Genomic DNA, 24,482 nt, shown 5'->3' with positions numbered 1-24,482 from the left:
GAGAAATTATTATGGATGAAATTAAAACAAAATTGGTTGATATTTTAAAGGATGTTACAGGTTTGGATAATGTTGGGACTGATCCTGATGCAGACTTGTTTAAAGATGGTACTCTTGATTCAATGGCAACAGTTGAGGTCCTAGTTACATTACAAGATACTTTTGGAATTACTGTTCCAGTTTCTGAGTTTGACCGTTCACAATGGTCATCAGTTAATAAAATTGCTCAACGTGTACAAGAATTGGAATAGATCATGAAAAAAAAGTTATGGATGATATTTGGACCTGTTATAGTTGCTATTGTTGCTCTATTGATCCTTCTCTGGGCTCCTATTAACTTTAAAACCGTTACGCCAACTAAGGTACAACAGGCAGCTACTTCATTAGATGTCCGTGTCTTAAAGGGTGAGAGCGTAAAGAATGCTGCGGAGAAGGAAAACTACATTCCTATTATTGGTTCATCGGAACTTTCTAGAATGGATCCGTTCCATCCATCTTCCATGGCGCAAAAATATCATTGGAAGAATAAACCATTCTTATTGGGTAATCCAGGAACTGCATCATTGACACAGGCAATGAATGTTGGTGGTATGGCTAACTTGAAGGGGAATAAAGCTGTTATGATTATTTCTCCACAATGGTTTACCAAGTCCGGTGTCCAAGCAGAGGCATTTAAGTATTTCTTATCGCCTTTACAATTGACTGGATTCATCTTGAACTCAGACCATGGCGATAAGGCCATGAATAAGTACGTTGCTAACAGAATTATTGATTTAGGTGTCAGTAAAGGTGTCATCGAAGATAATGCCTTAGAACGTATTTCTGAGGGTAAGCAGATTACTAGTTTCCAAAGATTCTATATTAAACGAGTTTCGCGAGCTAGTTTGCAAAGTCAAGATAATTTATTTGGTTCAATCTCGATGAATAATCATCAAAAGATAATTGATAAAGCTTCTAGCAAATTGCCAGACACATATGATTACAAGCATTTGAATAAATTGGCTGGAAAAATGGCCAAAGAACATTCAACTGATAATGAGTTACAAATTGGTAATAATTTCTATAATAAACAATTGAAGAAAAATATTATAACTTATAGAAATACGCATAAACATGTAACTTATACGCATTCACCAGAATATAATGACTTCCAAGCTTTGCTTTATATGTTTGCTCAGAATAAAGTTGAAGTAATGTTTGTTATTCAGCCTATTAATCCATACTGGGTTAAATATACTGGAATGCCATTGAGTTCAATTACTAATTTTGATACTAAAATCAAGTATCAGTTGAAGTCACAAGGCTTTAATAATATTGTTGATTTGTCACAAGTTAAGAATCCTAACTACATTGCTGAAGATACCATTCATATGGGTTGGCGTGGTTGGTTAATGATGGATCATCGTCTAAAGAACTATTACAAGGATAAGAAAGCAAATCCTAAGAATACGCAATATAAGATGGATGATTACTTCTTAACAGATAAATGGGCTAATGATACAAATTTTTCAAATTAAAAAAATAAGTTCTAATGACGATAATAAAAGTCATTAGAGCTTATTTTGTATTTTCTATATCTCTGCTAAAAAGGGAGTTTCTCGCATTCCATCCAATTTAGTTATTTTTAAAAGATTATTAAAAGTGTTATTATCGCTGTACTACATAAAGTTAACTTTAAGTTATAAAGGATTATTTGGAGGAATTTAATGGAAGAAATGATGATCACTTATTCAATTGGTGAAGTAGCTGAAAAATTTAATTTGTCTTTACCAACAATTCGTTATTATGACAAGGAAGGGTTAATTCCCAACTTGCGTAAGAATGATGCCGGTGTACGAAGATTTACTCAAGAAAATCTTGGTTCCTTGCAGATGATTGAATGTTTGAAAAATGCTGGCATGCCAATTCGTGATATTAAGCAATTTATGCAATGGACGCTCGAAGGGAATGCCAGTTTGGAAAAACGTTATAAAATGTTCCAAGAATTGCGTGTCAATGTTTTAAAACAGATGGAAGCTATGCAAAATACGCTTAATACAATTGATTTTAAATGTAAATATTATGGACAAGCTACATCAGATGGCACTGAAAAATATGTAAAAGAGGATATGCACTTAGAGATATCTTAGTGAAAGAAGGCTTCTTTGGAAAAAAATTTCAAATAATTTTCAGAAAGTTTTTTAGAGGAGTTTGTGAAAGCTCTTAAGTCTATACTACAATTGAGGTTGAATGATGCTTGAAAATGCCTGATTTTGGGCTTTTTTAGGTCTTTAAACCCCTTAAAAAGAACCCAAATATTTGCACAAGCCTATAATATTTGTTAGGGTTATAAAGGTCGCTGTTATTTATATTATTTAAATAATAGCTTTTTTATTTCTAATTAATGAGCATACGAATTATGTTTATTTTAATTCCAAGAATGGGGGATTTAATGAGTACTAATAAGAGTACAAAAGTAGAAGTTAAGAACTTATCGAAGATCTTTGGTAAACGTATGAATAAAGCCAAGGAACTAAGTAGACAGGGAAAAAGTAAATCGGAAATTCTCAAGGAAACAGGTGCCACACTTGGTGTAGATCGTGCCAATTTCAAGATTTATGATGGCGAAATATTCGTTATTATGGGTCTATCTGGTAGTGGTAAATCAACATTGGTAAGAATGATCAATCGTCTTATTGAACCCACTGAGGGTGAAGTTTTGATTGATGGCGAGAACTTGATGAAGATGGACAAAAAGAAACTTCGTGAAGTCCGCCGTAAGAAAATGAGCATGGTTTTCCAAAACTTTGGATTATTACCTAATCGAACAATTTTGGAAAATGCTGAATATGGCTTGGAAATTCAAGGTGTCGATAAAGATACCCGTGAGAAGAAAGCCAAGGATGCTCTAGAAACAGTTGGTATTAATGGATATAACGATGAGTATCCTGACCAATTATCCGGTGGTATGCAGCAACGTGTCGGGTTGGCACGTGCTTTAGCTAATGATCCTGAGATTCTATTGATGGATGAGGCTTTTTCAGCTCTTGATCCTTTGAATAGAACTGATATGCAGGATCAATTATTAGATATTCAAGAACGTCTTCATAAGACGATTATCTTTATTAGTCATGATTTGAATGAAGCTTTGAAGATTGGCGATCGTATTATGATTATGAAGGATGCTCGAATTATTCAAACTGGTACACCAGAAGATATTTTGACACATCCAGCTAACGAATATGTTGAAGAATTTATTGAAAATGTTGACCGTAGCAAGGTTCTTACTGCTGGTAACGTTATGATTCGTCCAATGACAATTAACCTTGAAAAGGCTGGTCCTCGTTTGACCCTGAAGATGATGAAAGCTAATGAAGTTTCTACAGCTTATATTGTTAACGGCGAACGTAAGTTACTAGGTGTCGTTGATGCCAACGATGTTATTAAATTAGTTCGTGAGAAGAAAGGGGATATTACACCTATTATTCAAAACAAAGTACCAACAACTACAGAAGATACACCAATTTCCGACTTGATGGATGATATTTCACAAACGGGTATTCCTTTTGCTGTTATTAATGAAAAGAAACAACTGAAGGGAATTATTGTTCGTGGTGCTGTTCTAGGTGCCCTAGCAGGAAATGAGGTGAGTGATTTTGAATAGTCTTATTTTAGGTAATATTCCTGAACTTCCATTGGCTCATTGGATTGATAATTTTGTTAACTGGCTCGTTCAATTCACTAGATTTTTCAACGCTATTACTAATTTTATTGGTTCAATCAATAATGCCTTTCAATGGATTTTTGATTTAGTACCAATTTGGTTATTTATCGTTTTGGTCTTGGCTTTAACATATTACGTTAACCGGGATCAACAGAATTGGGGCTTGCTTGTTTTTGAATTCTTAGGCCTCCTTTTAATTTGGAACTTGAATTATTGGCGTGATATGACGCAAACTTTGACTTTGGTTTTGACATCTAGTTTGATTGCGTTAGTTATTGGTATTCCTCTAGGTATTTTGATGGCTAAAAGTCATATTGCAGAAGTTATATTGAAACCAGTTCTTGATTTTATGCAAACAATGCCAGCTTTCGTTTACTTGATTCCGGCTGTTACTTTGTTTGGTATCGGTATGGTTCCTGGTATCGTTGCGTCAGTTATCTTTGCGATGCCACCAACAGTTCGTATGACTAATATGGGTATCCGTGAAGTTCCGGATGAGTTGATTGAAGCAGCTGACTCATTTGGATCAACTGAATGGCAAAAATTGTTTAAGGTTGAGTTGCCAATCGCTAAGAGCAGTTTAATGGCTGGTGTTAATCAAAGTATGATGCTTTCATTATCAATGGTTGTTATTGCTTCTATGATCGGTGCAATGGGACTTGGTACTAAAGTTTACTTTGCCGTAGGTAGAAATGATGCCGGTAATGGTTTCTCTGCTGGTTTAGCTATTGTTATCTTAGCAATTATTTTGGATAGATTGACTCAATCATTAACAAGAACACGCAGAAAGAACTAGGAGGGATTTTTTGAAGAAACAAAAGTTTATTAAACTTTTCTTATTGGTATTACTAATTATCCCAATTATTTCCGCATGTAGTTCTCAGACAGCTCCATATAATAGTAAGGAAAAGTTGGGTCCACAAATCAATTACACTATTACAGGTATTGATGCCGGTGCTGGTGTTATGGCTTCAACCCAAACAGTTTTAAAAGATTATGGTTTGGAAAAGAATAACTGGCAATTACAACCTAGTTCAACTTCAGCCATGACTAGTACTTTAGACAAGGCTTATAAGAATAAGCAGCCAATCGTCATTACTGGTTGGCAGCCTCATTGGATGTTTACTAAGTATAAGTTGAAATTCTTAAAAGATCCTAAAAATACTTATGGTAAAGCCGAACATATTAGTACTATCGTTCGTAAGGGCTTGAAGGAAGATAGTCCTGAAGCCTATACGATTCTAGATCGTTTCCATTGGACGCCTACCCAGATGTCAGATGTGATGTTGAAGGTTAACGGTGGAATGGATCCTAATAAAGCTGCAAAAGAATGGATTAAAAATAACCCTAAGATAGTTCAAAAATGGACTAAAGGTGTTAAAAAAGTTCATGGTAAATCAATTAAGATCACTTATGTGGCATGGGATTCTGAAATTGCTTCTACTAATGTAATTGCACAAGTATTGAGAGATCAAGGCTATAAGGTAACCATTCAGGCTATGGAAATGCAGCCAGTTTGGGCATCGATTGCTACTAAAGCAGCTGATGCAACCGTCAGTGCTTGGTTGCCTAAAACATCTGCAAAATTCTATTCTGATTATAAGGGTAGATTCGAAGATCTTGGAGCAAATCTTGAAGGTGCTAGAGTTGGATTAGCGGTTCCTAAATATATGAAAAATATTAATTCCATAAATGATTTAAAAAATAAATAAAAAATTAAGATTGGAAGAAATTCCAGTCTTTTTTTATGCAAAAAATCGTATATATTTAGTCATGAAATATTTATGAAATATAATTATTCCTAACAGTATATAAAAAAATATAACTAGCGATAACAATAAGGATAATCGCTTATTATAAATATGACATGCTAAATTCCCGGGTATATAATATAAAATAATTGTATTATAAAATGATTAATAGGGGCGATGGCGTGGATATACAGGCATTTGTTGATAAAAGAAAAAAGTTAGGTCTCTCCCAAAAAGAACTAAGTAGTGGAATTTGTACACAAGCAACTTTGAGCAAATTTGAAAATAATGGAAAGATTCCATCGTTAAAAATATTGATTCAACTTTGTAATCGCCTAGGATTATCTTTAGATAGTATAATTGGCGTGAAAGACAGCAAGAGTCAACAAGTTGTTAAGAAAATGAATGAAGCTGAATTTAATTTAATTATTCAAGAATATCAAGATTCTTGGAAAATAATTAAATCCATTAATTTAGAAGATTTAGAAGATGATCGGGAAGCTTTAATACAATATTATTATCTTAAAGGTTATTTGAATGTTTTGGATGACGGCGACTTATTTGATGCCGTGTTTGATTTTAACCGAATCCTATCGGAGCTAGATTCAAGAGGTGAAACAATTTTTACTTTCTTGTCATATGTAGGAATGGGTATGGTTTATGCCAAGCAAGGCGATGATAAAAAAAGTGAATATTATTTCAGCAAGGTCTTTAGTAATATTTATACTATGTCGATTGATGATGTTTCTAAAATCTGGCGTTATATTAATATCATCTTTTACTGTTCAATTTATTACTCCGAAAGAAATGATTTAGAATCGGCTAATGCATTGTTGAATTATGGTGTAAAGGTATGCTCGGAAAATCACGTAACCTACTATATTGCTAGGATTTATGCTCAATTAGCAATAAATGAAAATAGAATCAATGGTAATAGCAAAAAGGTTCAGGACTTTATGAATAAGGCCTTGGTTTTTTCGGAATTTAATCAAAATAAAAAAGAAATTAAAGTCATTAAACGTTGGGTAGCTGACAATAAGCTATAGTTCTTTAGTTATCTGTAGAAAGCTAAAAAAACAATTTTATTTGTTTTTTTAGCTTTTTTAGGTTAGTTACGACTTAAAGGATCAGGCTATTATTTAATTAATCGGACTTATTTTGTTATTATAAATATAACTAACAATTTTAGGAGATAAATTATGGAGATAAAACCCAAGAACATTTTTAAATATGTATTAGTTGGTGTTCTAGTGTTGTTTCTGCTGATTTATCCAGTGGAGATTTATCAAATCCTATTAAGAGGATTAAACATTTTGATGCCTCTAATATTAGGCGCTGTTTTAGCGTATACGTTGAATATTCTCTGTGTTCGTATAGAAAAGCATTTGTTTCCTAATACGACTAAAAAGTGGCTGCATAATAGTCGTCGGGGAGTGGCTATTTTATTGACTTTAGTCATTATTGCTTTGGTAATGACGATTGTCTTTAGGCTGGTTATCCCACAATTCTTGGGAGCACTGGCTGCCTTTTTTAAATCAATTCCAGCTTTAATTACTGATATTTCTAAAATAGCTAAGGATCTTAATAGTCATTCGGCTGTTCCAGATCAATTGAAATCAATAGATATTAATTGGACTTCAATTCAAAGTAAGGTCATGAAATATTTAACCTCTGGCGTAGGTGGTATCTTTGGTTCAACCTTTAAGATTGTTGTGGGTGTAGCTAAGGGTATTTTTAACTTTATCTTGGCTTTTACTTTTGCTATTTATATTTTGGCGACAAAAGAGAATTTAGGACGACAGTTCAATAAGGCTAGCCGAGCTTTTATGAAGAGTAAGCATCTGCAAAGATTTAGATATGTTTTGAAAGTAACTAATCAAATGTTCAGCAGTTTTATTGCAGGCCAAGTTACAGAAGCTATTATTCTGGGTACATTGTGTGCTTTAGGAATGATCATTTTCCGCTTTCCCTATGCGTTACCTGTAGGTGCTTTTGTAGGCGTTACTTCATTGGTTCCTATTTTAGGAGCTTGGGTTGGAGGAGCAGTCGGCTTTTTACTAATTGTCGTCGATTCGCCGGTAAAAGCTATTTTGTTCGTTATATTTATTCTGGTATTGCAACAGTTAGAAAGTAATCTGATTTATCCTCGAGTTGTGGGAACTTCTATTGGTTTGCCAGGAATTTGGGTTCTTGCTTCAATTACGATTGGTGGAGGGATTGCTGGGATTATTGGGATGCTATTAGGTGTTCCGATTGCTGCTACAATTTATCAATTGTTTAAGAATGAAACAAATCGACGATTATCTTCGCAAAATGACTGAGGAGCAATGTTATAATTGACAAAATTATTAAGGAGCGATGATTTTGTGGAATAGTTATTTTGGTTTTGTGATAACTTTTATAGTCATTTTTACGGTGATTCCGTATGTGACATCCTTGGTGACTTCTTGGTTAGGGCATTTGTCGAAAGTTATGTTGGTAGATAATTTGGGCAATAGCAGTCAACTGGTTATTGGTGGCTTAGGTGTTGTCATTCATGAGTTAGGCCATGCTATCTTTGCTTATTTATTTGGACACAAAGTTACGCATGTGCAGCTATTGAATTTGAATTATCGACAATCTGGTGCTTTGGGATCAGTTGATCATCGATGGAATGATCGTAATGTGTATCAAATGCTGGGGAATTTTTTTATTGGCCTAGCTCCGTATTACATGTGTTCTCTGGTTTTATATCTATTGCAAAAATACCTTTTAAAAGCCCAGTTTAGTATTACCTCGTTAACACAGAGTTTGAGTATTAATAATAATATTTCTATCAGTATGATTTTTGATTCAGTTTTAGATAATTTGAAATCTAGTTTCGCCAATGCTTCGTGGGAAATGATGATTTTATATGTAGTCTTAACTATTATGATTGCCAGTACCGGTTATGACTTGAGTCGTAATGACTTTATGACGGTAAATAAAGGAATCCTACCTTGGATCGTAGTTTTAATTATCTTGGGTTCAATATTATACGTTATCAATGTTAGAACTCCGATAATTAATGGCTCAATATATTTTGTGGCTTTTTCGATTTTGTTTATGATTCATGCGATTCTTAGCATCATTTTGGCAATGATTGTTATTAAGATTTTGGGTGTATTTAATTTTATTTGAAGTAAATAAAAGACTGATAACAAGTTATTATCTTATTTAGATAATGTCTTGTTATCAGTCTTATTTTAATAGTTGAAATTATTTAGATGTTTTTATAGTTAGAGTTTTTTAAATTAGTAATGGTTAGCATTACTAAGAGACTAATGATATAAAGTGTCGAGATAAAGATCATTACTGTCATAATATTATAATGATCTAAAATGAATCCGATAGCCAAGCTGGAGAAACCACCAATACAACGGCCAACATTCATAATAACATTGTTAGCAGTGGCTCTAACCTCAGTGGGATAAAGGCGACTGACGATAGCACCGTAGCCGGCAAACATTCCGTTAGAGAAGTAACCAACAACAGCTCCAACAATGATTAAAGACCAAACGTTGCTAGGCAAAGTTAAAATGTAAACTCCAATAGCTGAAGCCGTTAGAAAAATTCCAAAGGCTAAGCGTGGTCCCAAATTATCAAGAATCCAGCCAAAGGTCATCATTCCAGCACACATACCAAGGATAGTAGCAATCATCCAAGTTGATGAACCAACTGTTAGGTTAAGTTGTTTTTGCATAATAGTTGGCAGCCAGTTCATTAAACCGAAGTATCCAGCAATTTGAACGATGGCCATGATCATTAGAGCAATTGTTTGATAAGCAACTTTGGGTGTAGCAAAGAGTTGTTTGATGTTGCCATGTTTCTTTTTGGAGGAATTAGTGAAGGTAGTACTTTCTCTGAGATGTCGTCTGATAAAGAAAGTAACAATTACAGGGATGACACCGAATAAGAATAGGGCATGCCAACCAAGTGTTGGTAAAACTAAAGCGGCTAAAAGTGCTGCCAGAATAGCTCCAATTTGGCCAGCTACTCCAACCCAGGAAGAAACGCGTCCAAGTTTTTCTTTTGAAAAACTTTCTGCCAAGACGGTCATTCCAATTCCATATTCTCCACCAGCACCGATCCCGGCAATAAAGCGACAGAGATAGATAGTGGTTAAACTGTGGGCAAAGAACATTGCCGCTGTGGCAAAAGCAAAGATGAAAATTGTATGACTAAATGTTTTGATACGACCGATTTTATCGGCTAAAATTCCAAAAAAAATACCACCTAATAACATACCAATATTTGTGATTGTTGAGATCAATCCGGCTTGCGTTCCACTTAAATGCAATTCAGAAATAATGGATGAAAGTGCGAACGATAAAAACATTACGTCCATATTTTCCAATCCAAATCCTGAAGCTGTGGAAGCAACCACTTTAGCTTGGTAGCTATCGAGCTGGTTCTGTTTTGTTACTATTTTCATGTTTTTCCCTCCAAAATTGACGCTCACTGACGTCATTTATTTTGCTTGAACGTATAATAGCACAGGAAAAAATTCTTAACAAGTCGCGATTTTAAAACGATTGATGACAAATAAGCTCTGACGACAATATTAATAGTCATCAGAGCTTATTTATTATTTTTATTTTAATCAGTAAATGATTGATTCAATTTGTTCAATTCGCTGTCATTAAACTTAATATCATCAAGTTGTGCGGATTTTTCGTTTAATGTCTTAGTGATTTTATCAGTAACTGAAGCGACAGTATTTTGATCAGAATTATCAGGGAACATACCTACGATCAGATAGTCGACAGGAGTCTTATCATTTCCCCATGCCACTGGATTCTTGAATGTTAACATCATTGTGTGAACACGGCTCTTCTTGGCGCTTGTAGCAAACATGAACACGGCGCGGTCAGCGATGATAGTATTTCCTTGAGCAGCACTAGCAAAGATACTGCTTTGGATATTTTGTTCATCGACATTAAATTCTTCTGCAGTTTTTTTAGCAGCGAGTTTTAGGGCACTCATTTGGTTATTATCTTCTAATTCAACATTTGCGGTTGTGTGGTTCTTTCTAAAAATTTTAAACATAATGAATATCTCCCTTACATTTTTATAAATTCAACGAAGTGGTTCGACATGTCTTAACTTCTCTACATAAAGTATGATATTCTATCGAACCCGTTTCATAGCAAGGGAAAAGTTTAATTTTTTTGGGGAGCAGACAAATTGTCACTAGGACGATTCAATTCAGGATATTTTTGATTCAATTGTTGATAGGCATTTTGAACAGCCGTCGGTATATCGACATGACTGATAAAGCCCTTGCCCTGAGGGCCATATCCATTTTTATCATCGGTCAAACGAGGTATTTCCCCCATCAATAACTTTTGATAACGTTTTGGATGCCACATACCTAAATAGTTCTGATCAAAATTTATTTGGTCAGAAAGTAATTTCAATTTTACTTGATAAGTAGCGTAGTTAATTATTTTAGTATCTTGAGGCAGATATTTTTTTAGGCAAGCGCTCATTCGTCTTTGCATAGTGGCATCTTGGGATAAGATAATCGAGTTGAAGTCTATTTTTTGTTGGTTTAATAAAGCTAGTAAATAAGTAATATTATTCCCACAATTTGTGGACTTAGTTTCTAAATAGTCAGGTGCTAGATTAAAGCGTTTTTTTTAAAGGGCTGCAAATATTTCAGCTTCCGACATTTTATTAGCTGGTATGTCAGGATATTTTGCAATTACATTTTGTTGAAGAGTAGCAGTGGTATGTCCGAAGCCACCGACAACAATATATTTTTTGGCAATATTATTTTTAATAGCTTGGGCTAAAATATCGACGCCATAAAGAATGCTGCCTCCAAATAGAACGAAGACATCGGCTTGTTGCAATTTATATTTTGCTTGGAGTGCGGTTGAATTGAGCTGAGGAATATCTCTAAGACCACAAAATTTTCCGAGAACATTTATATTGTGAATGTCAGTCGAAGTGTATTTAAGCAAAGTGTTTAACTCCTTCAGGAATATCTACTACAGTATCAACAATAAATTCGGCCCCAGCATCAGCTAACTCTTGGCGATCGCCAAAACCATAAGTAATGCCAAGCGTGTGAACGTTGTTAGCTATGCCGCCTTCCATATCTGTCATTCGATCGCCAATCATTACAGAATCTTGGGATTCAGCATTGCTGTCGTCTAATCCGTAACGTAAAATGGCTTTTTTAGTATTACGAGTAAGTTCGTCATCGGAAGCGCCATACAGGCCTGAAAAATAACTTTCAAGTCCTAAATGAGGAATCAAAATATGCAGTAATGATTCAGGTTTTACTGAGGAAACATAAAGTTTATAGCCTTGAGCTTTTAACGTATTAAGGGTTTCTTTCATATGTGGATAAATTTCTAATTGATAAATACCCTTGTCGTTATAAAAAGATTGATAGGTTTTGATAGTTTGCGCGTATTTTTCTTCAGGTAAGTCAGGGTAAAATTTTTGAAGACTATCTTGCAGGGATGGTCCAATAAACTTTTTATAGGTATCAGGACCTAAATTATTTAAATTCAAAGTGGTTGCCATATATTCTAAAGCATTGATGATACCCTCTTGGGTATTAGCAATTGTTCCGTCGAAGTCAAAAAATAAATTTTTCATAACGATATTTCTCCTTGATAATGTAATCGTTTTATTTACAACTATTTCATTATAATTCGCAGAAGAGATATTACCAACTGGATTATTCAGCAATTGGTTGGTGACGAGCAATGAGAATACCTGAAATAGTTAATAATATTGACATGAATGACAGGATAATGATAATAAGGCTCCAGGATCTTGCCATGTTTTCAATAAATCCAAACATAACTGGTCCAATAGCGGCTAATAAGTATCCTGCTGACTGTGCTATTCCTGAAACTTCTGCCGTTTGATAAGGATTAGTAGTTTTTTCAGTGAAGAAGATAACGGCCATATTAAAGGCTAATCCAGAGCCGAAACCGGTAATAATAGTGATGATTAATAAAAAGACAACATTGGCCGTAGGAAGCAAGAATCCTAATGGTGCTACTACATAACCAATAAAGAGCATCGTTAATAAAGCTTTTAGACCATTCTTTTTGATAGATAAAAAGGGGACGATGAACGAACAAGGCAAACCGCTTAATTGCAAAATAGTAAGCAAATTGCTGGCAAAAATCGTGCTGCTACCATGGGTCTCTAAAATTGATGGCAGCCAAGTTATAAGTGAATAATAGACTAGTGATTGAAAACCAAAGAAGGCCGTAATCAACCAACCCAGGGATTGGTTCCAAACACTGTGGTAATGAGGGAGAGTCTTAACTTCAGTACTATCGCGTTGGTTATAGCGCAGGTTTGGGATCCAGAAAATAATTGCAATAATTGCTACAACGGAAAGAATTGCCAAAGTGGCTTGCAAACTTATTTTAGTGATAAAGATTCCTGATAGAGCTGTACCAATGGCACCAACCAAAAGCATCGACATTGTGTAAAGACTAGTTCCTAAAGGAATTTGATTAGGCAGGTGGTCCTTGATTAAAGCTGGGACTAGAACATTTCCACTATCAATACCTACGCCTGCTAAAAAAGTTCCAAGCATTAAAGCCCAAACAGTAGGGATAATTCGTAAATAACTACCTAGAATTAAAAGAATAAAGAAAATAAAAATTGTCAATTCGTTACCCAATTTTTGAGCAATTTTAACAATAAAGGGAGACAGAATGGCAAAAGTAATTAGAGGAATAGAAGTAATCAGACCGGCTAGAGACTTAGGTATTCCTAGATTTTTTTCAATCGTACTGAGTAGCGGTGGGATGATAGTAATCGGTAGACGTAAATTAGCCGCAATTAACATCATGCTGAAGATAAACCATTTTTTATTTATTTTAGAAGTGTGCATATTTCCTCCTGGGTAAAAGTTATATAAATTTAACTGTAAACTAAAAAAGCCTAATTAGTAAATCGAATCTCATCGATTAGTAAGTAGACTTTATTTTGACCATTTTGCAAAGAAATTAGCTGTAAATTCAATGAATTTCTCCCTAGAAACTTTGAAATCATTATCTTCTAAATATTCAACTAATCCAATCAAGCCACCAACAATAAAGCTGATCATCAATTCCGGTGCATCAGATTCAGTAATCATTTTGATCAAAGGGTCTTTTTGACTGTTAGGATCTTTACTCTTAGTTTTCACGATATCATGTAAGATACTCCGAAATTCTGGATAAAGATTAGCCTTAGTTTGATATTGTGGAGAAATGTGATGGATAAAACTACTATTTTTTTCTATAAAATCAGCAATTTGATTGACAATGGTTTTGGCATTGGATGTATTGTTGAGTAGATCATCTAAAAGATATGAAAATACGGCATGCAATAGAGCATATTTATCACTAAAGTAGCGATAGAAAGTACTATGGTTAATGAGAGCTTCGTCACAAATATCACCAACTGTGATCTTTTCGAATGGCTTTTTTTGTAATAAAGAAACCATTGCGGTAATGATGGAATTCTCAGTGCGTTGTGTTACTTGTGACATGCTGTTCCTCCTAAAGTACCTTAACGTTTTCGTAACGGGTCATAAGTGTGTTGAAGTTATAATCTTTAATTTGTTGAATATTGTCAGTACCATTGAAAAAGGCCGTCAAGCTACCAGCGAGCATTAAGTTCAATGGTTCGTCAGTCATATTTCTAACACCGATGACTGGAACATTATTAGCTGCGGCGTAGCCACATTCCCACATTGTTCCTGAATCTGGCTCTAATTCATTTTCTTCTATTTTATAGTCTAACATTGCCACTACGACATCGGAAATATTTATATTATTGATATCATGCTTGTAGACAGCAGTTTGCCACTCAAAAGAACCGAATTCAGCTGCGGTATATTCATCTTTACCTGGTCGGAAAATATCACCGATAGTTGAATTTTGTTCCAATAATTTTTGGACCTCATCAAGTCGTTTGATTTGTTGCTCACTAAAAAATGGACCGGCTAAATAAACACGATTTTTCTTTTCCATAAGTATGATTGGTAACTCCTTTATATTTATACTTTAATTATACTGGAATGTTCGGAAAATGCTCTATAAAATCAACTGAAAGTAAATATTTTTTTCTTAGTAATAGCAAATTTTCCAAAAATATAATATAGAAAATAAATTTTAAAATTCACAAAAAAGCCTTTTCATTTTAAGGTTAAGATGATATAACTTTCCTAGGCACGGAGGCATGATGCTTATGAAGAAAAAATTGCGTAAAAATCGCGACGATAAGAAAAAGGTTACCGCACTTGCCATGTTTGGCATCTTTCTAGCTTTTGTTCTTTTAATTTTTTAGGTTGAAACGTGCTTATAAGAGGGAAAAATAGAGTATTCTTAATATAGAAGAATCAATAAGACTGAGACTAAATATATATTTAGTCTCAGCTTTTTTAAATGGGAGATGAGGATTTGATACAAGCGTGTCAGATAGAAAATATCTTGTATGCTGGTGTTATTGGGGACGCATTGGGAGTCCCTGTTGAATTTGAGAAACGTGATTCCTATTATATTAATTCTATGATCGGTGTAGGGACCTGGGGACGTCCTGCTGGTAGCTGGTCAGATGATACTTCATTTTCATTGCCATTGATGGAAAATTTAATTGAAAATGGGGATTATGATCAATTAATGCAAAAGTTCGAGAATTACATGTTTCACAATGAATACACGCCAGATGATGAAGCTTTTGGTATTGGCAATACTTGTGCAAAAGCAGTTCGAAATTAGTCAGTTAATCATTATCCGGCTTTGGAATGTGGAGATCCAAGTGTTTATGCTAACGGCAATGGCGCTTTAATGAGATTAGCACCATTAGCAATTCATTTAGTTGATGAGGATAGTCTAGATAAAAGATTGCAGCTAACGCGTGATTATACGTGTTTAACTCATCGACATCCACGAGCTATTTTAGCCAGTTATATTTATTTGGAAATTATTCATTCATTATTAAACGGCCGTTCGCTTTTAACGGCTTTAAAGATATTGCCTGAGAAGCTAGAGGGCACATTGAAAGATCAACCAGAAGTATGGAATGAATTGAAATATTTTGAACCTATCTTTGAAACTGATTTTGCCGCCACTTTACGTTGTGAAATCAAATCAAGCGGTTATGTAGTTGACACATTATTAGCTAGTATCTGGTGTGCATTAAATGCAACTAGTATTGATCAGGCTATAATTTTAGCTGTTAATTTAGGCGATGATACTGACACCTTAGCCAGTATTACAGGAACTTTAGCTAGTTGCGTTAATTTAAGCGACCAAGTCAGTAAAACTTGGAAAGGTCAGTTGCGTAATTTGAAGTTGCTGAATAGTATTATTGAACCATTTGCTAAGATGGAAAGTAAAAAAATCGAAGAATGTCATTCTAGCTCCGTTCCGAATTAATCTATTTTTAAGTTATACGTAAAAACACTTAATGACTAAAGATTCAAGGGTCATTAAGTGTTTTTGTTTTTAGTAGTTAAAATAAAAAATAAAGTGATTTACTTAGCTGGTTGAATGAGTGAATTGTCAGAATTGCCAAACCACTTACGATTGATTCTCTGCAATTCTCCTGTATTGGCTAAATGCTGCAAGCCTTGGTCAATTTTACTTTTCAAAGTTTTATCGCCTTTACGCATTCCTGCAGCAAAGTCCTCGCCATCAAATCCACCGCGGGTAATTCGATAGGAAGTAGGATCTTTTTCTTTACTAATATAGTATCCAGCGTAAACACTATCGATCAAAAGTCCCTGAATACGTCCATCGTCAAGGTCCATAAGAGCATTGTTGAATGAGTCATACAAAACTGGAGTTTTACCTTTAATATAATCTTTCAGCATTGTAGGATGTTCATTCAATAAACTGGCTCCCGAGGAACTAGTTTGAGCACCCAGAGTTTTGCCTTGCATACCTTTAAAGGAAGTAATATTTTCTTTAGTTTTGGTAACTAGAACTTGGCGATTAGCCATGTAAGGTCTCGAGAACATTAGCTGTTTTTTACGAGCGGGAGTAATTGTATAACCATTCCAAATTAAGTCAATTGTTCGATTGCGTAATTCGGTTTCTTTCATATTCCAATCAATTGGTTGAAAGTCAGCTTTGATACCATATTGTTTAAAAACAGCCTTTGCTAAATCAATATCATAACCGACTAATTGACCGTTTTTTTCACGAAAGCCCATTGGTACGAAAGTATCGTCCAAACCGATGATGACTCGTCCCCGTTTTTTTATAGATGACCAAGTGTCAGCTGTATTAGCCTCTTGAGCAACTGATTTTTTATTGTTGCTGCAACCAGTCAGGGTAAATAAGAAAACTAACAAGGTTACTAATATTAATATATTTCTTTTTTTCATTTTATTAATCCCCCGATGATTAGTTATTGATTGGTTTTACTTCTAGCAATTGATCGGCTATCTTTTTAGCAAAGTCAGGATCATGGGTAATGACAATTTGGGTAATACCGGTTTTCTTCAAATCTAAAATAACTTCGGCTACGGTATCACGTAAGCTAGGGTCCAGAGCTGAAGTTGGCTCATCATAGCAGAGAATTTGAGGGTGCATTGCTAAGGCTCGAGCAATTGCGACCCGTTGTTTTTGACCACCAGATAATTCAAAGGGATATTGGTTTTTTAGACTAGTTAAACCTAATTGAGCCAATATTTTTTCGGCATTCTTTTTAACAGTTTCTTTGTCTTGCTTCAGAACCATTTTAGGAGCTAAAGTGATATTTTCCATGACAGATAGGTGGGGGAAAAGATTGAAATCTTGGAAGACAACTCCAATAACACGTTCTTTAACTGATTCATCAAATGGATCAAATGGTTTGTCATTCAAAGTAAAGGTACCGGAGTCAACTCTCTCAAGACCAGCAATGCAGCGAAGTAAAGTTGTTTTACCAGCACCACTAGGTCCTACAATACTGAGAATCGAATTGTCTTTAACTTCTAAATTAAGATCATTAAGAATGGTTTTGCCATCAAAACTTTTAGTAATATTTTCTAATTTCAACATAATTTTTATCTCCTAACGGTAGTAGCTGAAGCGTTTTTCTAGAACTTTTAAGGCCCAAGTGCAAATTAAGGTCAATAGTAAGTAAATGATACCCACTAGAACTAATGGCAATAAGGTAACGTCACGGGAACTAGCAATGTTTCCAGCACGAAGCAAATCGCCTAAACCGATAACGTAAACTAATGACGAATCTTTAACTAAGTTGATAACTTCATTTCCAATAGATGGAAGAACAATCTTAACAACCTGTGGAATGATAATTTTACGAATAGTTTGCCAATAATTTAAGCCTAAAACTTTGGCTCCCTCAAATTGACCTTTGCTGACGGTACCAAAACCACCACGGAATATTTCAGCAAAATAAGCTGTGTAATTTAGAATAAATGCAAAAAGTGCTGCGTCATATCTTTCAAAAACAATATGAGCAAAAGGCATATTAGGAAGTCCATAGAAAACAAAAATCAGTTGTAATAGCAAGGGAGTTCCTCGCATGACCCAAATATAAAATGATAAGATCCAGCTTAATGGTTTAAATTTAGAACTTCTTCCAAGTGACACCAAAACACCTAAAGGCAATGAACAAATAATTGTCCAAAAGAAGACTTTCAGCGTCATGGCCGTACCACTAAGAAGCGATGGTAAAATTTCAAAAATATAATTCATCATAATGTATTTCCCCCTTTGCAAATATAAAAAAATCCTCTAGCAAATAAATGCTAGAGGACGTCTGGACGTGGTACCACCTCGAGTTTGTTAATATCTCACAATATTAACCTCAAGAAGTTATTGCAAAATAAGATACTCCAAAATAAAAACCCCCTTAGTCAAAAGACTAAGAGGGCGAATTTCGCGGTACCACCTCTGGTTCCTAATATCTCACAATATTAGGCTCATGAAGTTACAATAACTTCAGCTGTAACGGTGCTACCGAAATGACCTACTGCTTTTCAATCATTCAACTTACAGATGTGTTTCACCAAGGATTAGATCAACTCGCACCAATGTTGATTCTCTGGACTAATTTGCTTAGTTACTCTTCTGTCGTCGTTTTTATACTTGTTTTTAAAATGTTGAAGTAATCGTACGTCCTAAAATTAATCTTGTCAAGTTTTTTTATGAAAAATTGACATACATTATTATTTATAATATATTGTTAATTGAATGATATTATATGAAGTATAATATAGGAGAAATGAGGAGATATTATGGCAATTCAAGTATCAACGGAGATTCTTGAAGGTTCAGTTTTAGCTCTATTAATGAGTGAAGATTACTACGGTTATGCCATTACCCGAGAAGTAAAAAAAGTTTTTCCTATTTCAGAATCCACAATGTATCCGATTTTGCGGCGTCTAAAAAAAGAAGGCTGGCTCAGTACTTATGATGAGGCCTATGAGGGAAGGAATCGTCGTTATTATCAGATTACAGATTTAGGTAAGGCGCGGTTAGAAAAAATTAAAAAAAATTGGCAGGAATTAAAGGCAGCTACCGATGCTATCTTGGAGGGGAATAATGAAAAATAGAGCAGTTGATTCTTATATTGATGAATTTAAAATTTATTTGCATCAGTTGAGTGAAAAAGAACAACAAGATGTGATTGAATTTTACCAAGAGTACATGATCGATGCTGACTTAACTACTTCAGAATCAATTATTAATGAATTAGGAACACCGAAACATCTGGCTAGAAAAGTATTAGCAGACTATTCGATCAAAATGTCTGAGAATAATTACCAAAATGTTAATGACGGACAAATTACAAGCAATGAACGATTTTCTAAAAATTTAAAAATGATTGGATTAGTTATTCTGGCATTGATGGCTTCACCGGTGGCAATAATAATCGCTATTATTTTAATTCCATTGATTTTGCTTTTTATAGGCTTAATAGTTTTTATGGTTCTTTTATTCTTATTCTTAGTAGCGATGTCGGTTGTTGGAGGCATTGGTGCCATTTTTATGGGACTATCAGTTATTTTTCAGTCATTTGGTACAACTATTTTTTATGTAGGAGCAGGTTTAATGATTTTAGGTGTCGACTTTTTCCTAATTCCTATAATTATTGCCCTCTTTAAGTGGTTCTTTAGTGTTGTGGTAATTTTCTTCCGTTGGTTGGGGAAGAAACTATTGCATGGTAGAAAAACTCCAATGAAAGGGGAAAAAGACAATGCGTAAGTATTTTGTAACTGGCTTTTATCTGTTAATAATTGGGGGACTACTATTGCTTGGCGGAATTATTATGGGTGCTAATCGTTCTGTCGTTTGGGACCATGGTTTTAAGGTGGCTCAAAATGTAAGTGAAACTTATCCCTTGTCTGATTTTAAAAACATTTATGTGGAAGCCAGGTATTCTAACGTAAACATTAAATTAGGCGATCGTTATAAAATTTATATTTCAGGTGATAAATCGCAGGCTGCTAGTTACAAGGTGAAAGATGGAACCTTAACCGTTACTGGCAAAGAAAATCGGGGTCATGTTGGAATTGATGTCTTTGGACGTCAGCAGATTACTATAACGATACCTATGAATAAAACACTTGATAACGTTAATGTACGTTTAGCTGATGGTAGCACGCATATTAATGATGTAACGATTGATCACTTGGTTAAAACGGCAAAGGATATGGATTACGATTCTAACCTTTACTTAACCAATGCAACGATTAATAATCTGGATAAGATTAATTTGTATAACGCTACATTCGATATGAATAATTCTAAGGTTAATAATATGTCTCTAATTGCAGCAGCTTATTCAAACATTAAATCGGAAAATTCGACAATTACTAAGTCCAGTTTGAGTATGGACGAATCTAAACTCAATCTAAAGCAGTCCAACTTAGATTCGATAAAGTCATTATCAAATCATAGTAAAATAGCTCTTTCCAAGTCGACATTGATGAATAAAAATAATTTTCGAATTTATAGTGGCGGAAAGTTTACTGGCAGTGGCTTAACCGTTGACGGACTTGATCTAACGACAGAAAAGGGAATTGTACGTTATTTTGATAAAAGCTATGGTACTAGTTATCAGGATAAAGTAGATGCTGATAATTTACTGAAAGTTAAGGCCACAAAAGGATCAATAACTATTAAGTAAATTAGTCTGTTATGGATATCTTTGTTATAATGGCGTTATTTAATGCGAGGGGTATTGATGAATTCTAATAATCGAATATCTGCCATAGAAATAAGACGTGAAGCTCACCGTGCTTTTAGAAAAGATATTAAAGGTAACATTTCTCTAAATGTTATTCCTATTTTATTGAGATTTTTGGCAGTTTTTTTTGGAGCTAAGATTTACACAAGTTGGATGGCTAATTTAAATGTTAATTTGGCTGATCCTGCCCAGGCTAGTCGTCGTTTAACAGAAATTTCGACTAGTATGGCCAATGATCCAAGTTCAGCTGAGAAATATATGCTGACTCTAACACCGGAAACAAACGTGGCAGTTTATGCCTTTCTATTTTTCTTCATTATGATCTGTGTTGGCGTATCTTATACCGTATTAGAGAAGTTACGACAACCTGATTATCAAATAAATGCATTGAAAGATAGTTTTCAAGCTTTTACGGGAAGATATTTTTTCCCCATGTTATTTATAACAGCGTTATTTGGACTTTTTATTGAAGCTGGATTTATGCTTTATATTATTCCTGGTATTTGGTTTTTAATGATTTTCTCACAAGTATTCTTTGTTTTTAAAGATGATGTCGAGGATCAAGGAAAATGGACGCTTAGAATGGCTTTTTCAACTTTTAATCGCAGTTCTGTATTAATGCGGGGCTATAAATGGACTTATTTTTCACTCTGCGTAGAATTTTTCTTTTGGGAAATATTAAATGCTTTCACGCATGAATTACTTTCTATTTGGCTACAGCCATATGAACAGCTAACTATGGCAGTGTTTTACCAAAAAGTATTAGAGAATAATCAGCGTAAATAAAAAAAGATTTGGCAATTAAGTCAAATCCTTTTTTATATTCAAAAATTATGTAGGGTTTCGTATATGATGAAATAAAGTTTTCATATTTCATCCACTTCCTTTTGATGGTTCTTAGCCTTATTTTTAACTGCATTGTAGTTATTTTATTGTTAAAGGACAATTATTTATTACTGGTTTGTACACTATGTAAAAAGGGGTGGACATATCTACTCAGACATCAAACACATAAAAAACCTACCTGATAACCATTAAAGCTGGTTGCCAGATAGGTTTTTATTGTTCTGTAATTGGATGATATTTACTTTTATTATCTATTTTCAACGAAAATGTAATCAATAGCTTTAGCACCAATTGTTATATTAGTGCCGTCTTCTTTTTTAACAACAAGTGAATTATCGAATTTTTCGTGTTTGACCACTTCGATAATATCGTCAATTTCTAAGTTTAAACTGCCAAAATATTGTAGGAAATCATAGTTATCGGACACTCTGACAATTTGAACTCTCGCACCATCAGGTATCATACTTAACAATTTATCGTCGGCATCCGTTTCACCTTGACCATTGCCAGGAATGATTCCACCATGAGGACAACGTTGAGGATGATCTAGGAAGTCATTGAGATGGTTGATTAATTCTTCATCGGATGAATGTTCCAACGCATCGGCGTTATGGTGAACATTGTCAACTGGATACTTGAGGCATTCATGCAAGAAGACTTCCCAGAGACGATGAGTGCGAACTAATTTTTCGGAAACCTTATTACCCTTAGGTGTCAGTACAATTTTATTATATGGCGAATGCGTTAAATATCCTTCGCTAGCTAAAGCATTCAACATTTCCGTAACTGAGGGAGCCGAAACATTCATGATTTCGGAGATACGTTTATTGGTTATTTTTGTGAAATCATAATTCAATTCATAAATAGTTTTTAAATAATTTTCTTTGTTAGGGGACAATTTTGCAACCTTTCGTTTAGCCTAATAATATTATTAGCCACTCTATTATAGCGCATATCATTCAACTTTGATAAGGCATAATGGTAAAATAAATTCGTAATAAAAAATGAGAGGGGACTTTTTATGAGTGAACCAAAACGTCGATTTGACTGGTTCGGATTTATTATTGGTTTGATTTCCTTGTATGCTGGATATTTAGTTCTATGGTATCCTTTGAGAAGTTTATCAACCGTTGCCATGATATTTGGTATTTTTGTAATTCTAAGAGGGGTTTATCAATTGTGGTTTGGATCACAAATGACTAAATTTTTAGGAGTTAGAAGCGGTTGGACGATTTTCTCAGCCATCGTTAATATTATTATTGGTATTATTTTTGTATCACATATTCATGTGACGATTGTAGTAATCGTTTATATATTTGCTATCTGGTTCTTGCTAGATGCAGTATTTCAAATTGTTACGTCACGTTTTTACCACTTCTTTGGTAGAAAGTATTATATTTTTATCGTGATCTTAGCATGTTTGAATTTGTTGTTTGCCTTTATTTTATTATTTAATCCTGTTTTAGCAGGTGGATTCATCGTCTTCTTGTTGGCATTTTTCTTCTTTGCAACAGGAATTGCTGAAATAATTGAGGCATTTTAATTAAAAGCATTTTCTACATATGATAAGTTTGCTAAAATGTAGAAAGTGTTACGCCGTCTTAGCTCAGATAGGTAGAGCATCACCATGGTAAGGTGGGGGTCGTCGGTTCAAATCCGATAGACGGCTGATATAGCAATTAGGTAACCTCTTGGTATCTAATTGCTTTTTTTATTTTATTATTATTTTGCTAGTTTTAAAAACTAGATGATATGGTTTACATGATTAAAATAAATGATATTATTATTTAGTAGTTTAATTAATTTCAGGGGGTGGGAAAATGTATCAGATATTGACTGATTCAGAGTGTGATTTGCCTTTAGAAACTTTACAATCTAGTGACGTTGATGCAATTTATTTCCATACTAAGATTGACGACAAAGACTTAGTTAATGATTTAGGTCAAAGTTACGACATTAATGATTTTTATCAACAGATTCGTAACGGCGTAATGCCAACGACAACTCAAGTAAATATTGGAGAGTATTTTGAATTCTTTAAAAAATACGTTGAGAAGCAAATACCAATAGTTTATGTAGGATTTTCTAGTGGGTTAAGTGGTTCATTGTCGAGTGCTAAACAAGCCAAAGAAATGTTATTGGAATCATATCCCGATGCCGATATTCGAATAATTGATACATTGGCTGCCAGTGGTGGAGAAGGACAGATGGTTCTCTCTGCAATTCGATTACAAAAGTCAGGAGCTAGCTTGGATGAGTTAGTGGCTTGGTTTGATAAAAATAAATTACGTTTGCAACAGTGGTTTACTGTTGATGATTTAAATTATTTATATCATGGAGGTCGTGTTTCAAGAGCTTCGGCTGCTTTAGGAACGCTTTTAAAAGTTAAACCGATTCTTGATGTTGATCCAGATGGAAAGTTACGCATGGTTTCAAAAACTAGAACTCGTAAGAAATCATTGATGGAATTAGCTGAAAAGATCGTTGCAGCTGTCCAAAGTGATAAAAACCAACCGATTATTATTACTACAAGTGGCGATTATGAAGCTGCCGAATTTGTTAAAGGTCATATTTTGTCTAAAGTGGCAGATGCTGATATTCAAATTTATCCAATTGGTATGACAATATCCAGCCATACAGGTTTTGGTTGCGTGGCCGTTTTTGCAATGGGATCTGAATTAAGAAAGTAATCGTTTTGCAATTATACAGGATAGAATCCTATTAATTTTTATTTAACCTTGAATTGTGAGTATTGAAGGATGTCATCTTCCACTGAGACCATCCTAGTTCCGTTACAGATTAAGGTATTAGTTGGTATTATTAGCTTTAAACTTGCTACAAAATTAAAATCTATATAAAAATAGCTAATGACTATAATATAAAAAGTCATTAGCTATTTTCGTATTTAAATATTTAAAATAGAATGCTATCTAACAGATACACTAGCTTGAAATAAAAAATGGCTGTTCGTCAAATCAAGTTGA

25 protein-coding genes, 1 tRNA gene, 2 pseudogenes and 1 other annotated feature are annotated in these 24,482 nt (G+C 34.3%); of the genes and pseudogenes, 17 read left to right on the top strand and 11 right to left on the bottom strand.

Annotation, left to right across the window (positions count from 1 at the left end; genetic code table 11):
• The first annotated feature begins 11 nt into the window (after positions 1–11).
• From dltC to FD26_RS06745, 9 genes are all read left to right on the top strand, one after another.
• A complete protein-coding gene (gene dltC / locus FD26_RS06785) occupies positions 12–251 on the top strand; it encodes a D-alanine--poly(phosphoribitol) ligase subunit DltC (protein ID WP_082596248.1) in 240 nt (79 codons plus the stop codon).
• A gap of 3 nt (positions 252–254) precedes the next feature.
• Complete coding sequence (gene dltD / locus FD26_RS06780) at positions 255–1,517, top strand: D-alanyl-lipoteichoic acid biosynthesis protein DltD (RefSeq protein ID WP_057867675.1); 1,263 nt, start codon at positions 255–257, stop codon at positions 1,515–1,517.
• 198 nt (positions 1,518–1,715) lie between these two features.
• On the top strand, positions 1,716–2,129 hold the full coding sequence (locus FD26_RS06775) for a MerR family transcriptional regulator (RefSeq protein WP_057867690.1): 414 nt from the start codon (positions 1,716–1,718) through the stop codon (positions 2,127–2,129).
• A gap of 302 nt (positions 2,130–2,431) precedes the next feature.
• Complete coding sequence (locus FD26_RS06770; protein ID WP_057867674.1) at positions 2,432–3,643, top strand: quaternary amine ABC transporter ATP-binding protein; 1,212 nt, start codon at positions 2,432–2,434, stop codon at positions 3,641–3,643.
• A complete protein-coding gene (locus FD26_RS06765; protein ID WP_186809293.1) occupies positions 3,636–4,499 on the top strand; it encodes an ABC transporter permease in 864 nt (287 codons plus the stop codon). Before FD26_RS06770 ends, FD26_RS06765 begins: the two co-directional genes overlap by 8 nt.
• 10 nt (positions 4,500–4,509) lie before the next feature.
• Positions 4,510–5,415 carry a glycine betaine ABC transporter substrate-binding protein gene (locus FD26_RS06760; RefSeq protein ID WP_057867673.1) on the top strand — a complete coding sequence of 302 codons (906 nt, stop codon included), beginning with the start codon at positions 4,510–4,512 and terminating at the stop codon, positions 5,413–5,415.
• A 221-nt stretch (positions 5,416–5,636) separates the two neighbouring features.
• Positions 5,637–6,500 carry a helix-turn-helix domain-containing protein gene (locus FD26_RS06755; RefSeq protein WP_057867672.1) on the top strand — a complete coding sequence of 288 codons (864 nt, stop codon included), beginning with the start codon at positions 5,637–5,639 and terminating at the stop codon, positions 6,498–6,500.
• Between the two features lie 153 nt (positions 6,501–6,653).
• A complete protein-coding gene (locus FD26_RS06750) occupies positions 6,654–7,775 on the top strand; it encodes an AI-2E family transporter (RefSeq protein WP_057867671.1) in 1,122 nt (373 codons plus the stop codon).
• A gap of 106 nt (positions 7,776–7,881) precedes the next feature.
• Positions 7,882–8,613 carry a hypothetical protein gene (locus FD26_RS06745; RefSeq protein ID WP_232230834.1) on the top strand — a complete coding sequence of 244 codons (732 nt, stop codon included), beginning with the start codon at positions 7,882–7,884 and terminating at the stop codon, positions 8,611–8,613.
• A gap of 82 nt (positions 8,614–8,695) precedes the next feature.
• Here FD26_RS06745 and FD26_RS06740 read toward each other — a convergent pair whose 3' ends face one another.
• From FD26_RS06740 to FD26_RS06710, 7 genes and pseudogenes are all read right to left on the bottom strand, one after another.
• Entirely contained in the window at positions 8,696–9,907 is a 1,212-nt protein-coding gene (locus tag FD26_RS06740) for an MFS transporter (protein WP_057867669.1), read from the bottom strand.
• A gap of 164 nt (positions 9,908–10,071) precedes the next feature.
• Entirely contained in the window at positions 10,072–10,521 is a 450-nt protein-coding gene (locus tag FD26_RS06735) for a PTS sugar transporter subunit IIA (RefSeq protein WP_057867668.1), read from the bottom strand.
• A gap of 113 nt (positions 10,522–10,634) precedes the next feature.
• A pseudogene (locus FD26_RS06730) lies at positions 10,635–11,441 on the bottom strand (YdcF family protein).
• Positions 11,434–12,087, bottom strand: coding sequence for an HAD hydrolase-like protein (locus FD26_RS06725; protein ID WP_057867667.1), 654 nt, complete (start codon positions 12,085–12,087; stop codon positions 11,434–11,436). The pseudogene FD26_RS06730 and the gene FD26_RS06725 overlap by 8 nt, the downstream one beginning before the upstream one ends.
• An 82-nt stretch (positions 12,088–12,169) precedes the next feature.
• Entirely contained in the window at positions 12,170–13,348 is a 1,179-nt protein-coding gene (locus tag FD26_RS06720) for a CynX/NimT family MFS transporter (protein WP_057867666.1), read from the bottom strand.
• 90 nt (positions 13,349–13,438) lie between these two features.
• A complete protein-coding gene (locus FD26_RS06715; protein ID WP_057867665.1) occupies positions 13,439–13,990 on the bottom strand; it encodes a TetR/AcrR family transcriptional regulator in 552 nt (183 codons plus the stop codon).
• Between the two features lie 10 nt (positions 13,991–14,000).
• Positions 14,001–14,474 carry a nucleoside 2-deoxyribosyltransferase gene (locus FD26_RS06710; protein ID WP_057867664.1) on the bottom strand — a complete coding sequence of 158 codons (474 nt, stop codon included), beginning with the start codon at positions 14,472–14,474 and terminating at the stop codon, positions 14,001–14,003.
• 414 nt (positions 14,475–14,888) lie between these two features.
• Here FD26_RS06710 and FD26_RS11310 point away from each other — a divergent pair.
• A pseudogene (locus FD26_RS11310) lies at positions 14,889–15,881 on the top strand (ADP-ribosylglycohydrolase family protein).
• Positions 15,882–15,979: 98 nt separating this feature from the next.
• Here FD26_RS11310 and FD26_RS06695 read toward each other — a convergent pair.
• The 3 genes from FD26_RS06695 to FD26_RS06685 are packed head-to-tail and all read right to left on the bottom strand — an operon-like array spanning position 15,980 to position 18,158.
• Positions 15,980–16,834 carry an amino acid ABC transporter substrate-binding protein gene (locus tag FD26_RS06695; protein ID WP_057867661.1) on the bottom strand — a complete coding sequence of 285 codons (855 nt, stop codon included), beginning with the start codon at positions 16,832–16,834 and terminating at the stop codon, positions 15,980–15,982.
• 19 nt (positions 16,835–16,853) lie between these two features.
• Complete coding sequence (locus tag FD26_RS06690) at positions 16,854–17,492, bottom strand: amino acid ABC transporter ATP-binding protein (protein ID WP_057867660.1); 639 nt, start codon at positions 17,490–17,492, stop codon at positions 16,854–16,856.
• Between the two features lie 12 nt (positions 17,493–17,504).
• The gene (locus FD26_RS06685) at positions 17,505–18,158 is read right to left on the bottom strand and encodes an amino acid ABC transporter permease (protein WP_057867659.1); all 654 of its coding nucleotides are present in this window, start codon (positions 18,156–18,158) and stop codon (positions 17,505–17,507) included.
• 167 nt (positions 18,159–18,325) lie between these two features.
• Positions 18,326–18,546: a binding site (T-box leader), on the bottom strand.
• Positions 18,547–18,697: 151 nt separating this feature from the next.
• On the opposite strand from FD26_RS06685, the gene FD26_RS06680 reads away from it, so the two are divergent.
• Genes FD26_RS06680 through FD26_RS06665 form a run of 4 tightly spaced genes read left to right on the top strand, consistent with a single transcriptional unit; the run spans position 18,698 to position 21,438 of the window.
• Entirely contained in the window at positions 18,698–19,015 is a 318-nt protein-coding gene (locus FD26_RS06680) for a PadR family transcriptional regulator (protein ID WP_057867658.1), read from the top strand.
• Complete coding sequence (locus tag FD26_RS06675; RefSeq protein WP_057867657.1) at positions 19,005–19,667, top strand: DUF1700 domain-containing protein; 663 nt, start codon at positions 19,005–19,007, stop codon at positions 19,665–19,667. Before FD26_RS06680 ends, FD26_RS06675 begins: the two co-directional genes overlap by 11 nt.
• Complete coding sequence (locus FD26_RS06670; RefSeq protein WP_057867656.1) at positions 19,660–20,592, top strand: DUF4097 family beta strand repeat-containing protein; 933 nt, start codon at positions 19,660–19,662, stop codon at positions 20,590–20,592. The genes FD26_RS06675 and FD26_RS06670 overlap by 8 nt, the downstream gene beginning before the upstream one ends.
• A gap of 57 nt (positions 20,593–20,649) precedes the next feature.
• The gene (locus FD26_RS06665; protein WP_057867655.1) at positions 20,650–21,438 is read left to right on the top strand and encodes a DUF975 family protein; all 789 of its coding nucleotides are present in this window, start codon (positions 20,650–20,652) and stop codon (positions 21,436–21,438) included.
• Positions 21,439–21,745: 307 nt separating this feature from the next.
• Here the strand turns inward: FD26_RS06665 and FD26_RS06660 are convergent, their stop codons facing one another.
• Complete coding sequence (locus tag FD26_RS06660; protein ID WP_057867654.1) at positions 21,746–22,396, bottom strand: metal-dependent transcriptional regulator; 651 nt, start codon at positions 22,394–22,396, stop codon at positions 21,746–21,748.
• Positions 22,397–22,519: 123 nt separating this feature from the next.
• Between FD26_RS06660 and FD26_RS06655 the strand changes: the two genes are divergently transcribed.
• The 3 genes from FD26_RS06655 (at position 22,520) to FD26_RS06645 (ending at position 24,188) form a co-directional block, all read left to right on the top strand.
• Positions 22,520–23,041, top strand: coding sequence for an HdeD family acid-resistance protein (locus FD26_RS06655; protein ID WP_057867653.1), 522 nt, complete (start codon positions 22,520–22,522; stop codon positions 23,039–23,041).
• 52 nt (positions 23,042–23,093) lie between these two features.
• Positions 23,094–23,167, top strand: a tRNA-Thr gene (locus FD26_RS06650).
• Positions 23,168–23,318: 151 nt separating this feature from the next.
• Positions 23,319–24,188 (top strand): DegV family protein, encoded by an 870-nt coding sequence (locus tag FD26_RS06645; RefSeq protein WP_057867652.1) that lies wholly within the window; start codon positions 23,319–23,321, stop codon positions 24,186–24,188.
• Positions 24,189–24,482 lie beyond the last annotated feature (294 nt).

Origin of the sequence: Companilactobacillus crustorum JCM 15951 (assembly GCF_001434585.1) — a bacterium.
In the GTDB taxonomy this organism is placed as follows: Bacteria; Bacillota; Bacilli; order Lactobacillales; family Lactobacillaceae; genus Companilactobacillus; species Companilactobacillus crustorum.
This window is presented reverse-complemented; position numbering and strand designations above follow the sequence as displayed.

What these genes read in the sequence shown, in the direction of transcription:
- dltC (WP_082596248.1), top strand. Translation starts at nt 12, where the DNA reads ATGGATGAAATTAAAACAAAATTGGTTGATATTTTAAAGGATGTTACA.
- dltD (WP_057867675.1), top strand. Translation starts at nt 255, where the DNA reads ATGAAAAAAAAGTTATGGATGATATTTGGACCTGTTATAGTTGCTATT.
- FD26_RS06775 (WP_057867690.1), top strand. Translation starts at nt 1,716, where the DNA reads ATGATGATCACTTATTCAATTGGTGAAGTAGCTGAAAAATTTAATTTG.
- FD26_RS06770 (WP_057867674.1), top strand. Translation starts at nt 2,432, where the DNA reads ATGAGTACTAATAAGAGTACAAAAGTAGAAGTTAAGAACTTATCGAAG.
- FD26_RS06750 (WP_057867671.1), top strand. Translation starts at nt 6,654, where the DNA reads ATGGAGATAAAACCCAAGAACATTTTTAAATATGTATTAGTTGGTGTT.
- FD26_RS06740 (WP_057867669.1), bottom strand. Translation starts at nt 9,907, where the DNA reads ATGAAAATAGTAACAAAACAGAACCAGCTCGATAGCTACCAAGCTAAA.
- FD26_RS06735 (WP_057867668.1), bottom strand. Translation starts at nt 10,521, where the DNA reads ATGTTTAAAATTTTTAGAAAGAACCACACAACCGCAAATGTTGAATTA.
- FD26_RS06725 (WP_057867667.1), bottom strand. Translation starts at nt 12,087, where the DNA reads ATGAAAAATTTATTTTTTGACTTCGACGGAACAATTGCTAATACCCAA.
- FD26_RS06720 (WP_057867666.1), bottom strand. Translation starts at nt 13,348, where the DNA reads ATGCACACTTCTAAAATAAATAAAAAATGGTTTATCTTCAGCATGATG.
- FD26_RS06715 (WP_057867665.1), bottom strand. Translation starts at nt 13,990, where the DNA reads ATGTCACAAGTAACACAACGCACTGAGAATTCCATCATTACCGCAATG.
- FD26_RS06710 (WP_057867664.1), bottom strand. Translation starts at nt 14,474, where the DNA reads ATGGAAAAGAAAAATCGTGTTTATTTAGCCGGTCCATTTTTTAGTGAG.
- FD26_RS06695 (WP_057867661.1), bottom strand. Translation starts at nt 16,834, where the DNA reads ATGAAAAAAAGAAATATATTAATATTAGTAACCTTGTTAGTTTTCTTA.
- FD26_RS06690 (WP_057867660.1), bottom strand. Translation starts at nt 17,492, where the DNA reads ATGTTGAAATTAGAAAATATTACTAAAAGTTTTGATGGCAAAACCATT.
- FD26_RS06685 (WP_057867659.1), bottom strand. Translation starts at nt 18,158, where the DNA reads ATGATGAATTATATTTTTGAAATTTTACCATCGCTTCTTAGTGGTACG.
- FD26_RS06680 (WP_057867658.1), top strand. Translation starts at nt 18,698, where the DNA reads ATGGCAATTCAAGTATCAACGGAGATTCTTGAAGGTTCAGTTTTAGCT.
- FD26_RS06675 (WP_057867657.1), top strand. Translation starts at nt 19,005, where the DNA reads ATGAAAAATAGAGCAGTTGATTCTTATATTGATGAATTTAAAATTTAT.
- FD26_RS06670 (WP_057867656.1), top strand. Translation starts at nt 19,660, where the DNA reads ATGCGTAAGTATTTTGTAACTGGCTTTTATCTGTTAATAATTGGGGGA.
- FD26_RS06665 (WP_057867655.1), top strand. Translation starts at nt 20,650, where the DNA reads ATGAATTCTAATAATCGAATATCTGCCATAGAAATAAGACGTGAAGCT.
- FD26_RS06655 (WP_057867653.1), top strand. Translation starts at nt 22,520, where the DNA reads ATGAGTGAACCAAAACGTCGATTTGACTGGTTCGGATTTATTATTGGT.
- FD26_RS06645 (WP_057867652.1), top strand. Translation starts at nt 23,319, where the DNA reads ATGTATCAGATATTGACTGATTCAGAGTGTGATTTGCCTTTAGAAACT.